Source organism: Micromonospora sp. HM5-17 (assembly GCF_003762835.1).
GTDB lineage: Bacteria > Actinomycetota > Actinomycetes > Mycobacteriales > Micromonosporaceae > Plantactinospora.
Window position 1 is genome coordinate 339,805 of record NZ_RJWA01000003.1, and the last position, 12,286, is coordinate 352,090.

The 12,286-nt window shown below is 70.3% G+C and carries 13 protein-coding genes; 3 read left to right on the forward strand and 10 right to left on the reverse strand.

Translation table 11 applies throughout. From position 1 onward, the window contains the following. Positions 1-8: 8 nt before the first annotated feature. The 5 genes from EF879_RS10950 to EF879_RS10970 form a co-directional block, all read right to left on the reverse strand. On the reverse strand, positions 9-692 hold the full coding sequence (locus EF879_RS10950) for a nucleoside triphosphate pyrophosphatase (RefSeq protein WP_123557489.1): 684 nt from the start codon (positions 690-692) through the stop codon (positions 9-11). 193 nt (positions 693-885) lie between these two features. Next, positions 886-2,040: a type VII secretion-associated serine protease mycosin gene (gene mycP, locus EF879_RS10955; RefSeq protein WP_123557491.1), complete on the reverse strand. Its 1,155-nt coding sequence runs from the start codon at positions 2,038-2,040 to the stop codon at positions 886-888. Beyond that, positions 2,037-3,443, reverse strand: coding sequence for a hypothetical protein (locus EF879_RS10960; RefSeq protein ID WP_123557493.1), 1,407 nt, complete (start codon positions 3,441-3,443; stop codon positions 2,037-2,039). Before EF879_RS10960 ends, mycP begins: the two co-directional genes overlap by 4 nt. Beyond that, positions 3,443-3,922: a hypothetical protein gene (locus EF879_RS10965; RefSeq protein ID WP_148086405.1), complete on the reverse strand. Its 480-nt coding sequence runs from the start codon at positions 3,920-3,922 to the stop codon at positions 3,443-3,445. Before EF879_RS10965 ends, EF879_RS10960 begins: the two co-directional genes overlap by 1 nt. Before the next feature lie 123 nt (positions 3,923-4,045). Then, positions 4,046-4,273 carry an acyl-CoA carboxylase subunit epsilon gene (locus EF879_RS10970; RefSeq protein WP_123557497.1) on the reverse strand — a complete coding sequence of 76 codons (228 nt, stop codon included), beginning with the start codon at positions 4,271-4,273 and terminating at the stop codon, positions 4,046-4,048. A gap of 89 nt (positions 4,274-4,362) precedes the next feature. On the opposite strand from EF879_RS10970, the gene EF879_RS10975 reads away from it, so the two are divergent. Then, positions 4,363-6,501, forward strand: a complete 2,139-nt coding sequence (locus tag EF879_RS10975) for a serine/threonine-protein kinase (RefSeq protein WP_123557499.1) — start codon at positions 4,363-4,365, stop codon at positions 6,499-6,501. A 147-nt stretch (positions 6,502-6,648) separates the two neighbouring features. Beyond that, positions 6,649-7,389: a M50 family metallopeptidase gene (locus EF879_RS10980; protein ID WP_123557501.1), complete on the forward strand. Its 741-nt coding sequence runs from the start codon at positions 6,649-6,651 to the stop codon at positions 7,387-7,389. 44 nt (positions 7,390-7,433) lie between these two features. Here the strand turns inward: EF879_RS10980 and EF879_RS10985 are convergent, their stop codons facing one another. Beyond that, complete coding sequence (locus EF879_RS10985) at positions 7,434-7,691, reverse strand: transcriptional regulator (protein WP_123557503.1); 258 nt, start codon at positions 7,689-7,691, stop codon at positions 7,434-7,436. A gap of 74 nt (positions 7,692-7,765) precedes the next feature. On the opposite strand from EF879_RS10985, the gene EF879_RS10990 reads away from it, so the two are divergent. Continuing rightward, complete coding sequence (locus tag EF879_RS10990) at positions 7,766-8,452, forward strand: hypothetical protein (RefSeq protein WP_148086406.1); 687 nt, start codon at positions 7,766-7,768, stop codon at positions 8,450-8,452. 97 nt (positions 8,453-8,549) lie between these two features. Here the strand turns inward: EF879_RS10990 and EF879_RS10995 are convergent, their stop codons facing one another. The 4 genes from EF879_RS10995 to EF879_RS11010 all read right to left on the reverse strand — a co-directional run bounded on the left by EF879_RS10995 (position 8,550) and on the right by EF879_RS11010 (position 12,282). Further along, positions 8,550-9,305: a hypothetical protein gene (locus tag EF879_RS10995; RefSeq protein ID WP_123557507.1), complete on the reverse strand. Its 756-nt coding sequence runs from the start codon at positions 9,303-9,305 to the stop codon at positions 8,550-8,552. A 17-nt stretch (positions 9,306-9,322) separates the two neighbouring features. Continuing rightward, a complete protein-coding gene (locus EF879_RS11000; protein ID WP_123557509.1) occupies positions 9,323-9,640 on the reverse strand; it encodes a hypothetical protein in 318 nt (105 codons plus the stop codon). Positions 9,641-9,677: 37 nt separating this feature from the next. Beyond that, on the reverse strand, positions 9,678-10,361 hold the full coding sequence (locus EF879_RS11005; protein ID WP_123557511.1) for a hypothetical protein: 684 nt from the start codon (positions 10,359-10,361) through the stop codon (positions 9,678-9,680). A gap of 325 nt (positions 10,362-10,686) precedes the next feature. Further along, the gene (locus EF879_RS11010; protein WP_123557513.1) at positions 10,687-12,282 is read right to left on the reverse strand and encodes an acyl-CoA carboxylase subunit beta; all 1,596 of its coding nucleotides are present in this window, start codon (positions 12,280-12,282) and stop codon (positions 10,687-10,689) included. Positions 12,283-12,286 lie beyond the last annotated feature (4 nt).

Sequence of the window (12,286 nt, forward strand, 5' to 3'; positions counted from 1 at the left end):
CCCGGACGTCAGCGCGAGCCGTTCCCGTTCGCCGCCCCGGGCGTCCAGAGGTCGGTGATCCGCACGCCGAACTCGCCCAGCATCGTCCGGAGGAGGGGCAGCGAGAGCCCGATCACCGTGCCCGGGTCGCCGTCCACCCGCTCGACGAACGGCCCACCGAGGCCGTCGAGGGTGAAGGCGCCGGCGACGTACAGCGGCTCGCCTGTCGCCACGTACGCGGCGATCTCGTCGTCGGTGACGGCGGCGAAGTGGACGGCGGTGCTGGCGACCCGGCCGAGTTCCCGACCGGTCGCGAGGTCGATGAGGCTGTGCCCGGTGTGCAGTACGCCGCTGCGCCCGCGCATTCTCCGCCAGCGCCGGACCGCCTCGTCGTCATCGGCCGGCTTGCCCAGAATCGTCCCCTCGAAGGCGAGGACGGAGTCGCAGCCGAGGACGAACACCCGGGCCGGGTCGCCGATCTGCCGATCGGCCTCCACCCCGCCGGCCCGCTGCGTGGTGAGCCGGTCGGCGACGGCCTGGGCCTTGAGCCGGGCGAGGGCGAGGCTCACCGCCTGCGGAGTCGAGTGGTCGACCTGCGACTCGTCCACGCCGCTGACCAGCACCTCCGGCTCGATGCCGGCGGACTGCAGCAGCTTGCGTCGGGCCGGACTCGCCGAGGCGAGCACCAGGCGCGGCCGGTTCGTCGTGTCCACGGCGGCCTAAGGTACCCGGTGCCAGGATCGGATCTGCCACGACGGGGCACGCGAGGCTGGGGGACGCCCGGGATTCGTGGTCCTCGGCGGCTCGAGGAGGGATCGCGGCGGGGGGATTCTCGCGTTACGGATACCCCGGCGACCCGATGGCCGCGCCGCGCCCCGCGCCACGGCCATCGGGTCGCGGACGCTCCTAGCGCGGCGCTCTCGGGGCGGCTCTGTTCCGGCGAAGCAGCGCGACGACCAGGAAGGTGACGAGGAGCCCGAGCACGACGAGCGCGCCGCAGCCGACGAGCGCGACCGTGGTGACGACGCTGCCGGCGTTCTCCGGTTCGGGAGCGGCGTCGTTGCCGTCCTCGGCCTCGGTCGGGGACGGCGTCGCGGACGCACTCGGCACCGCATCCCCTGCCAGCGGCGGTACGTCCGCGGTGAGCGCGGCGACGATGTCGAGTACGCCGTAGCCGTACTCCTCGTCCCGCCCGGGCGCGCCCTTGTCGTCCGCGGTCGCCGTCAACCGGTGGACGACCTCCTTGGCTGGCATGTCCGGGTATCTGCTCCGGATCAGTGCCACCGCCCCGGAGACGATCGCAGCCGCACTCGATGTACCTGAGGCCTTGCGGTATCTGCCATTAGCGCTGGTGCTCTGAATGTCGACACCCGGGGCGCTGATGAGGATCTCCTTGCCGGTCTTGGAAGTTGGGGAGATCTCGCCATCCTGCTTGATCGAGCCAACGGCGACGACACCATCCATCCTCGCGGGATAAGGCACCGCGAAGTCAGCAGAGTTTCCTCCTGCGGCAACGACGACGATATCAGCGTTGATTGCTGCTTCCACTGCTTCCCGCAATTCAGTGGTTGGCGGGACGGCGGCAGAAATATTGATTACGTCTGCGTTGTGGGATATAGCCCACCGTATACCTGCGGCGGTGTCCTCGGATTCGCCAACGTTTTTGTTTCTTCCGTCCTGGATTGGAAGAATCTTCGCCTTGGGGGCGATGCCGAGGACGCCGGATCCGCCTCGGCCGTGCGCGGCGATGAGGCCGGCCATGCCGGTGCCGTGTCCACTGGGGTCACCGTCGCGCCGGCCGTCGCCCGAGCCGCCGGCATAGGTGACGGTCCCAGGGAGCAGGTTGTTCCGTAGGTCGGGATGAGGGTCGACGCCGGTGTCGACGACGGCGACCGTGACCCCCGCGCCCTGGCTGATCTTGTGCGCCTCGGCGATCCTCAGGTAGCGCAGGTGCCACTGATTGTCCCGCACCTGGTCGGCGCGGGCCGGAGCAGCGGGCAGAACGGCGACGGCCGTGGCACAGAGAAGTGCCACGGCCGCGCGGGTCGTGCGAGAGATCACCGGTTGTAGCCAATCGCGGGACCTGGGTCAATGCGGCCCGTCTCGCGACTGGGCAGCATGACCGGCGCCACGCCCTCGTCGGTCTCCCACGGGTTGTCGGGATCCCAGTGCTGGCCGTTGTGCTCCTCATCTCGGGTCCTGCCGGCGCCGCGGGCGCCCGGCACCATCCCGAACGGCTGACCAGAACGGCCCAGCCCAACGCCGGGACGCTGGCCGGCTCCGGGACGCTGTCCGGCGCCGCCGAGCGGAGCCGAAGGTGGGACTGTTCGCGGTGAACCGGCGCCGCCGCCACCACCGCCACCGATGACGCCACCCACCGGGTTGATCCGGCGGGCTGCTCCGACGCCCGGGGCTGGCTGCCCCAGCCCGGTTCCGGGTGACCCGCCGATCAGGCCTCCCGGCGGCATCGCCCGGGGCGGTAGCCCGGCGGTTGGGGTCAGACCGGGCTTCGGCACTCCGCCAGGCGGGGTGTGCGAGGGAAGCGGGTAGCCCGAGCCGGGGGGCAACCCCACCACGGGCGGCGGGACCGGGGGCAGGCCCGGAGTTGGGGTAGGGGCTGGAGACGGCGTGATCACTGGTGGCGGTGCAGGCTGCACGGGCGGCGCCAGTGGCCCGGTGCCACCCAGGATCGGCCCGCCCGGTGCGGGTGCGACGGGGGGGACGACCTGGGGCGGCGGGGCCGACGGCGGCCGGGGTGTGGAACCGCCGCCACCACCCGGCGATACCGGCACGACCGCTGGCAGGACCGGCGGGCTGCCGCTGAACCCACCGCCTCCCTCGCCACTAGCCCCACCGGGATCGTCTCGGCCAGTCCTTGCCGGCTTGTACTCCGGAGGCTTCCTGATCTGCATCTGAGCCAACCCGAGCTCGTTGCTCAGGTTGTACATGATGGTCCGCGCCTGGTTGTTCAGTTTGTCCAGGTCAGCCTGGGTCGCGGGTGGATCGCCCAGGGTCGTGCCGGGCAGCATCGAATCCTTCTCGGCGGCGACCCGCTCGTCGTACTCCTTCTTGGCGGCCTTCTTGGCGACGTAGTCGTCGTAGATCTTCTTGAGCTTGGGCTTGGCGTCGCTGATCGCCAGGGCGACGTTCTTGACGGTCTGGTAGTTGGCGACCGCCGCGTCGTAGATGCCCTGCACGGTCAGGATGAGGTGGTCAAGCCGTTCGACGTAGGCGCGGGCGGCCTCGTTCTTCTCCGGCGGCCACGCCTCGGTGAGGCGGTCGCGGTAAATCTTGAGGCGCGACAGGTGCGTCGAGCTCAGCTCGTATGTCTTCTGCCACTGGGTGACCCGCTGCCAGTGGCTGTTGGTGTCCTGGTTGGCCAGCTTGGCCCACATCTGCTCGACGTCCTGGCTGTACCAGTTGGTCGAGCCGGCGTAGCCGCCGCCTCCACCTGCGATATGCATTAGGACACCCCCGAATTGTTCGTGGTACCGGTCGGCGTCGTCGGCTCACTGCCACTCTTCGGCGGGCCCTGGGTCTCGCCGTTGGTCGGCGGCGCCACGCCGGTCTGGTCGAGCGCCCGCTCGACCTCCGTGACCCGTGCGTAGGAGAATGCGTCGGAGTTGGCGTAGTTCTGGCTGACGATCTTGGCAGCGTTGGCGATCCGGCCGGTACCGTCGCCGACGCCCCAGATGCTGTCGGACGCCACCTGCTGAACATCCCGGTGAGCCTGCATGAAGGAGTACAGCTCGGTGAAGTCGCTGGCCACCTCAGGGCGGTCAGCGACCATTTCATCCTGTAGCTCCCGCATGTGGGGGACGTAGTTCTTCTTCACCTCGGCCTCGAGGCTGGCAGCGAACTCCTCCATCCGCTGTATGTCGGCTTCGATGGTGCCGCCGTAGTCCCGCAGCCACGCAGGGCCCCGGTCTTCCTCAGGTATCACGTGTTCTCCCCAGGTGCTACGTACTGCCCCACTCGTAGGTTAATGGGTGCGGCACAACCCGGGCAGCCCTGCTCGGCGACCCGGAGATCACGACACGGTAGCGGCCGGCGGCATCCGAAACCGTCAGCGCGGAAGGCCGGAGACCCGCCACGCGTCGCGTCCGGCCTGGGTCGGCAGGCCGGACGGAGACACCGTACCGGGCCGGCTGAGGCGCACCCAGGTCGACACGGCGGCGGGTGCGGCCGAGGCGTTCCGTTTGGGGCACCGCAGGATCACCCCCACCAACGCGGCCACCTCCTCGGCGGTCGGGCTTCCCCGGACCACTCGGAGCAGCGGTTTCTCATCGGCCATGGCCCCGAGCGTACGTCTGTCGGTTGGCGGACGTCTCAGATGGGCGTGCCGACCGTGTGGCCCGTAACGCCGTTGGGTACCGTCCATAGGTGTCCAGTGCGCCCCCCCAACTGATTGGTAACCGTTATCGGCTTGTCGAGCCGCTCGGCCAGGGCGGCATGGGTCGTGTCTGGAAGGCACGCGACGAGGTGCTGCACCGGGACGTCGCGATCAAGGAATTGGTCGCGCCGCCGGGGCTGACCGAGGACGAGCGTCGCGAGATGCGGGAGCGCTCGCTGCGCGAGGCGCGGGCGATCGCCCGGCTCAACCACGCGAACGTGGTCCGGGTCTTTGACGTGCTGCGCACCGACGGTGACCCGTGGATCGTGATGGAGTACATCCCGTCCCGGTCGCTCCAGGACGTCCTCGCCACCGATGGGCCGGTGTCGCCGACCCGGGCCGCCGAGATCGGCCTGGGTGTGCTGGGGGCGCTGAAGGCCGCGCACCGGGCCGGGGTGATGCACCGGGACGTGAAGCCCGGTAACGTCCTGCTCGGCGAGGACGGGCGGGTGGTGCTCACCGACTTCGGCCTGGCGACGGTGCCGGGCGACCCGAACGTCACCCGTACCGGCCTGGTGCTGGGCTCGCCCGCGTACATCGCTCCGGAGCGGGCCCGGGATGGCACGTTCGGGCCGGAGGCCGACCTCTGGTCGTTGGGCGCGACACTCTTCGCGGCGGTGGAGGGGCAGTCGCCGTTCGCCCGGCCGTCCGCGATCGCGACGCTGGCCGCGCTGGCCACCGAGCCAACACCCGTCCCGCGCCACGCCGGCCCGCTCAAGACGGTCCTGGCTGGACTGCTGCAGAAGGACCCGGCGCTCCGGATCAACGCCGAGACCGCCGAGCGGCTGCTGCGCCGCGCCGCGGGCCGGCGTGGTCGCGGCGGGCTGTCGCTGCTCGACAGCGTACGGCGTTCGAACTCACTCGGTTCGCGCGAGCCGGGGGAACCGCGTGCCCGGATGGCGCCGCTGCCGGCCCCGCGGGCGGGTCAGAAGCAGCCGGCCGCGGCCGCGCCGGACAAGCCGGCCCCCTCGGCCGGTGCACCCGCCGCACCCCCGCCCCCGCCGTCGGCCGCACCCGAGACCGCTCCGCTCGTCCCGGCTGCCGCCGAGACCCGGAAGCTCTCGCCGACGGACGCCGAGGCGTCGACGGCAAAGCCACCGGCCGAGGACAAGGCACCGAACCGGGAAGAGTCACCGGCCGAGGCGCCGTCAGCCGCCGACGAGAGGGCGCCGGCCGAGGAGAGGCCGGCGGCGGAGCCGACGGTGGTAGTACCGGCGAGCGGTTCGGCGGAGGCTTCCTCGAAGCAGGAGGTAGCCGCACCGGCTCCGGCCCCGGAACCGGCCCGGACGAAGCCGGAACCGGGACCGATCGAGGTGGTCGCGCCGTCCGCGCCGTCGACCGGCCGCACCCCGGGTCCGGCGGGTACACCCGCGACGTACGAGGGCGGGCGTGCCGGCCGTGGTGCGCTGGCCGGGTTGGCCAGCGACCGCAGGCTGTGGCTGGTCGGCGGTCTGGCCGTCCTGGTGCTGCTCCTGATCGCGGTGATCGTGCCGCTGGCCAACGGCGACTCGGGCGACGGGGGCGATGGCGGGACCGGCCCGGTCGCGAAAGCGACCAGCCCGGCCGCGCCCACGCCATCCGCGCAGGCGACCGGTGCGCCGCCCGCGACACCGCCGAGCACCCCGTCGGCGCAGCCGTCCGCGACCCCGACCGGCCAGCCGGACGGGCAGTTGCCGCCGGGCTGGCGCCTGCACCGGGACGAGACCGGCTTCTCCGTGCCGGTGCCGGAGGGCTGGGAGATGACCCGGACGCGGTGGGGTAAGCGGCCGGACGAGGTGCGGGTCTACTTCCGTGATCCGAACAGCCCCAAGGCTCTCCTCATCGACCAGAACAACAGTCCGAAGTCGGATCCGGTCGCCGACTGGGAGAACCAGGAGAAGGCCCGCAAGGGTCGATACCGCAACTACCAGCGGGTGACGATTAAGCGCGTCGACTACTTCGACATCGCGGCCGACTGGGAATGGATCTACACCGATGACGGCGTCCGGATGCACGTCCGTAACCGGGGCTTCGTCACCGCCAAGGACAAGGCATACGCGATCCGCTGGGACGCCCCCGCCGACGAGTGGGAGGAGAGTCTGGCCGACTTCCAGATCATCGCCAACGGCTTCCGGCCCGTACGGGACTGACCACAGTGCGGGTCGGTGCCGTTCGACGACGACCGGGCTCGGTCGCGTCCCGGGACGGGGACCGTCGACCGATAGCCGGATGCGCGGCGGCTCGCCAGCGTGCCGGGGGAGGCGAGCCGCCGCGCATCGTGAGCTAGGCTCGGTCGAATGTCGCTGGACGGCGTGGCCGAGCTGTGGGACCGACTCGTCGGGACGCAACCCGATCCGCCGCCGTGGCTGGTTCTGCTCACCGGGCTCCTCGCGCTGACCGTGGTGGTCACCCGGTTGCCGTGGCGGATCGGGCGCAACGCCATCACCATCGCCCACGAGGGCGGGCACGCGTTGGCGGCCGTCCTCACCGGACGGCGGTTGCAGGGCATCCGGCTGCACTCGGACACCTCCGGGCTGACGCTGTCGGCCGGCCGGCCCACCGGGTCGGGGATGGTGTTTACGCTGCTCGCCGGCTATCTGGCGCCGTCGCTGATCGGGCTGGGCGGCGCCTGGCTGCTGGGCGGCAACCGGATAACCCTGTTGCTCTGGATCGCGGTCGCGCTGCTGCTCGCCATGCTGGTGATGATCCGGAACGTCTACGGCGTCCTCTCGATCGTGGTGACCACGGCGGTCGTACTCGGGGTTTCGTGGCGGGCGTCGCCGCAGGTGCAGGCGGCGTTCGCGTACACCGGGGTGTGGTTCCTGCTGCTCGGCGGCGTACGGCCGGTGGGTGAGCTGCAAGCCCTGCGCCGCCGAGGGCAGCTTCCGCAGTCGGATGCCGACCAGCTCGCCTGGATCACCCGGGTCCCCGCGCTGGTCTGGGTTGGTCTGTTCGGCGTGGTGAACATCCTCGCCCTCGTGGCCGGCGCGGCGCTGCTCACCGGACCGGCCCTCGACCGCCTCGACCTGCCGGGCTGACCGGCGCGCCACGACCGGCGCTGATCGAGGCGGCCCCCTCCGGCCTATCGCCGGCGCAGGAAGGCGTGCACCAGTTTGCTGTTGCCGAACTCGGCCACGTTCAGCAGCTCCCAGCCGAACTGGGCGAGCGCGTCCGCGGCCATCAGCGCCTGGGTCACCCGCTCCGGCCCCACGCCGCGATGCGACAGGATCGCCAGGTAGCGGTACGGATAGCCGCGAAGGTCGGCGGTGCCGGTCAGCACCGCCTCCGCGGTGACCATGCGGCGCTGGGCGATCGTCTGCGGCGTCTCACGCATCGACATGCGTTCACCGTAGCCAGCCGGTGGTGGCAGGTGAGCGGGCTGCGAGGGCTGGTGTCGCGCGGTAGTTTGTCGACATGGGTCCATCGTCATCCGGGCTCCGGTACGCCCGCCGGGGCGGACGACGTCTCGCCTGGTCGGCCAGCCTCGGTGTGCTCGTGATCGTCCTGTCCGCCACCGGGTGCACCGGGGGTTCGGCGGACCCGACGGTGGCCGAACCGACCACGACCTCGACCTCGACCGGCGCGTCGCCGGAGCCGACCGCGGGCGGTCCCGGCGGGGCGTCCGGCGTGACCTACGACGCGGTGGGGGTCGACTTCTGCGACCGTACCGATCTCGAGTCGCTCGCCGACCTGTCGCTCAAGCTCGTCAACCGGACCCCCAAGCAGCCCGCCTCGGCACCCGGCGCGGCCTGCCTCTTCGAGTTGCGTACCGGGAGCGGGCACGAGGCGAGCCTGCTGGTCGAGGCGTCGACGTTGGGTTCGGCGGACGAGGCGGGACGGCTCTATCGCGCTACCCGAGAGACCACGGAGATGAGCCCGGACGGCCCGGTGTCCGGCCTCGGTGAGGAGGCGGAGGGCTTTTCCGAACAGTCCGATACCGACGTCAAGCGGGCCGAATACATGATCCACGCGCGGAGTTCAAACCTGGTGCTCAAGGTGTGGCTGGCGGTGAGCGGCACGACGTACACCCCGAAGGACGTACTGGCGACCAAGGTCAAGAAGATCGCGCAGCTGAGCCTCGCCGAGGTGCCCGGCTCCTGACCCGCCTGCCCCGGGCCGGCGTGCCTGACCCGCCTACGCCGGGGAGGCGGCGACCGTGTCGGGGACCAGGGAGTCGATGGCAGTAACCTCCCGGGGCTCAGCCGCGTACCGCCTCGGGCCACCGTCCGCCGGGCAGCTTCGAGTGGTCGCCCACCTGGCTGGCCAGGTCCCGGACGTTGCCCAGCGCTTCGACGAACCGCTTACCAATCTCGAGCAGCGTGTTGAGCCCCGATTCCACCAGGCTGCCGATGGCGTTGCCCAGGGTCTCCACCACCAACGGGATGGTGATGACGCCGCCGGCCTCGGCGACCGCCTCCACGATCTTGGCGGCGACGTTGGTCACGATTTTGGCCAACTGGACGGCGTAGTCGACCTTCGACTTGGCGATCTTGAAGAGCCACTGGCTGATGAACTCGGCCTTGGCGGCGGCCTCGTCCACGGCCGCCTTCTGCTGGGCGGACTTGCGGGCGTAGGCCGACGCGGCGTCGCCGCTCCACCTGACCAGGTCCTCGTCCCGCGGCTCGGTGGTCACGAACGAGAGCCCGGAGATCGGGGTCTTCACCTCATGAACCCAGCGAAAGCTGATTTTGATGAGGGAGATGACCGGGGTCTCGTGTTCGATCGCGTACTTGACCCTTTCCAGCAATTTGTTGATGGCTTCCCGTATCTCGTGGAGGCGTCGGATGATCCACGACATGGCCGTGGTGCCGAGCAGGAAGGCGACGCTGCGAATATTCTCGACCAGCGCCGTGAACCCGTCGGTCGCCCGCGCCATGCCTTCTCGCATCTGCTGGAACGCCGTGGTGTACGGTTCGAGGTATTCCGCCTCGCTGCCGATCGGCGGCGGCGTCATGACACCATCCCTTCGCGTCACGCGCTGTAGATCTGGTTGAGGTTGAGGGAGACGATCGCGTCAGCCCGGTCGTAGGCGTCGGCGATGCGGTCGAGCGCCGTGCCGAGCTGATCAAACTCGGTCACCGCACCGCCGAGGATGTTCTCCATGAAGGACTGGTAGCCGTTGTATGCCGCCGAATGTCCGTGAGCGTTGGCATCACCGATGAAGAACGCCGAGACGCTGAGATCGAGGCTGGCGACCGCCGCCTTGATCGGGACCATCCTGTCGGAGAGCTGTTTCCACTTCTTGCCCTCGTTGTAGAGGGCCCGGGTGATGACCCTCACCTCGTCCATGGTGGGTCTTCCTCTCGTCGGCCGGAATCGGATCCGATCAGTTCTCGACAACCTTGGCCACGGTGCGGAACAGGCCGAGCGCCTCCATGCGCAACTGTTCCGGATTGGCGCTCCGGATGTACTGGATGTCGCCGGTGATGTCGGTGATCCCGCCTCCCCGCACCCGGGCGCGCAAATACCCCTGCGGGCTGGTCACCGTCTGCTCCCGGAGGTGCACGTCGGCGCTGATGTGGTGGAGCCGCCGGAGCTGCGTGTCGATGTCTTCGAGCAGTCGCCAGGTCTGATTCAGCCACTCCTGGTCGTCGACCGGTGGCTCGGGCGCAGCGTCCGTCTGATCCGACCGTACGTCCGTCGGGTCGCGCGGCGCGACGGGCTGGCCGCCGACCTGTTCCTGGGCGACGAGGGCGGCCAGGGCGTTCGCGTTGATCAGCTTCCGTACCGCGTCGGTGTACGCCTCGTGGAGCGCCGCCGGAAAGCGCTCCGAGCCCAGCCGGTCCCGCCAGTGCCGGCTGATGTCGACGCTCTCGATGTGGCCCTCGGCGTCGATGGTGACCCAGATCGAGTCCGATCCGTCGGCACCCTCGTGCCGTGGCGGCGGCACGTAGTGGTCGCCGACGTTCGCCAGCTCCCGTCGCAGCTCGGCTTGCAGCTTGTCGGAGTCGCCGAGGACGTCCAGGTCGGGCAGTCTCAGATCGTCGTCGTGACCGTACCGGTCTGGCACAGGGCGCCCCCCGATGCTCGTGGCGAGCGATCCGGGGCATGAGGCCGTGGACGGACGGAGATGCTCCGTCGGACCCGCGGCAACCCGCGTCGGGTCAGGCCGCGCCGGGGTGTCGGGTGACCCGGAAATCGCTCCGCCTGAATATATATGACGCCGGATATCCTAGCGCCTCTCGCATACACGCCGTTACATCCGCGTTACGAACCGGCAGGGGTGGGGCGAGGCGCAGGGCAACCCCGATCGCCGGGACCGGCCGCGGCGCCGCGACGCCGGACCACGTCAACCCCTCGACCCGGGCTCGTGGTGGGCTGACGGGTACGCCCGCTCAGAGCGGGATGTTGCCGTGCTTCTTCGGCGGCAGGGTCTCCCGCTTGGTCCGCAGGAACCGCAGCGCCCGGACGATCTGGCCCCGGGTCTCCGACGGTCGGATCACCGCGTCGACGTACCCGCGCTCGGCGGCGACGTACGGGTTGGCGAGGGTGTCCTCGTACTCCTGGATCTTCTCGGCCCGCAGCGCGGCCGGGTCCTCGGCGGCGGCCAGTTCACTCCGGTAGAGGATGTTGACCGCCCCCTGGGCCCCCATCACCGCGATCTGGGCGGTCGGCCACGCGAAGTTGAGGTCGGCACCCAGGTGCTTGGAGCCCATCACGTCGTACGCCCCGCCGTACGCCTTGCGGGTGATCACCGTCACCTTCGGCACGGTCGCCTCGGCGTACGCGTAGATGAGCTTGGCACCGCGCCGGATGATCCCGTCCCACTCCTGGCCGGTGCCGGGCAGGAAGCCGGGGACGTCCACGAAGGTCAGGATCGGGATGTTGAAGGCGTCGCAGGTGCGGACGAACCGGGCCGCCTTCTCGGAGGCGGCGATGTCCAGGCAGCCGGCGAAGTGCATCGGCTGGTTGGCCACCACCCCGACGGGGCGTCCCTCGACCCGGCCGAACCCGACCACGATGTTCTGCGCGTACAGCGGCTGGATCTCCAGGAACTCGCCGTCGTCGAGGACGTGCTCCACCACCCGGTGGATGTCGTACGGCTGGTTCGCGGAGTCCGGGATCAGCGTGTCCAGCTCCCGGTCGGCGTCGGTGACCTCCGGGTCGGCGACCACGTCGGCGAAGGCCGGCGGTTCGTCGAGGTTGTTCGACGGCAGGTACGACAGCAGCGCCCGGACGTACTCGATCGCGTCCTCCTCGTCCGTGGCGAGGTAGTGCGCGTTGCCGCTGCGGGTGTTGTGGGTCCGCGCGCCGCCCAACTCCTCCATCCCGACGTCCTCACCGGTCACGGTCTTGATCACATCGGGACCGGTGATGAACATGTGCGAGGTCTTGTCGACCATCACTGTGAAGTCGGTCACCGCGGGGGAGTAGACCGCGCCACCCGCGCACGGTCCCATCACCAGCGATATCTGCGGGATGACCCCGGAGGCGCGGACGTTGCGGAAGAAGATCTCACCGTACAGGCCGAGACTGACCACGCCCTCCTGGATGCGCGCGCCGCCGGAGTCGTTGATCCCGATCACCGGACAGCCGATCTTCATCGCCAGGTCCATCACCTTGACGATCTTCTCGCCGAAGACCTCGCCGAGTGAGCCGCCGAAGACGGTGAAGTCCTGGGCAAAGACGCAGACCTTCCGGCCGTCGACCGTGCCGTAGCCGGTCACCACGCCGTCGCCGTACGGGCGGGTCTTCTCCAGCCCGAAGTTGGTCGAGCGGTGTCGGGCCAACTCGTCGAGCTCGACGAAGGAACCCGGGTCGAGGAGCAGCGCGATCCGCTCCCGGGCGGTCTTCTTGCCTCGGGCGTGCTGCTTCTCCACCGCCCGGGCGGATCCGGCGTGCACCGCCTCGTTCACCCGGCGGTCCAGATCGGCGATCCGTCCGGCGGTGGTGTGCGGGTCGACGCCGGTGCTGGTCCGCTGCGCAGTCACGTCC

Excerpts from the sequence above, each read along its gene's own strand:
- EF879_RS10960 (WP_123557493.1), bottom strand. The coding sequence starts at position 3,443 with ATGCATATCGCAGGTGGAGGCGGCGGCTACGCCGGCTCGACCAACTGG.
- EF879_RS10970 (WP_123557497.1), bottom strand. The coding sequence starts at position 4,273 with ATGGCCGATGAGAAACCGCTGCTCCGAGTGGTCCGGGGAAGCCCGACC.
- EF879_RS10980 (WP_123557501.1), top strand. The coding sequence starts at position 6,649 with ATGTCGCTGGACGGCGTGGCCGAGCTGTGGGACCGACTCGTCGGGACG.
- EF879_RS10985 (WP_123557503.1), bottom strand. The coding sequence starts at position 7,691 with ATGTCGATGCGTGAGACGCCGCAGACGATCGCCCAGCGCCGCATGGTC.
- EF879_RS10990 (WP_148086406.1), top strand. The coding sequence starts at position 7,766 with ATGGGTCCATCGTCATCCGGGCTCCGGTACGCCCGCCGGGGCGGACGA.
- EF879_RS10995 (WP_123557507.1), bottom strand. The coding sequence starts at position 9,305 with ATGACGCCGCCGCCGATCGGCAGCGAGGCGGAATACCTCGAACCGTAC.
- EF879_RS11000 (WP_123557509.1), bottom strand. The coding sequence starts at position 9,640 with ATGGACGAGGTGAGGGTCATCACCCGGGCCCTCTACAACGAGGGCAAG.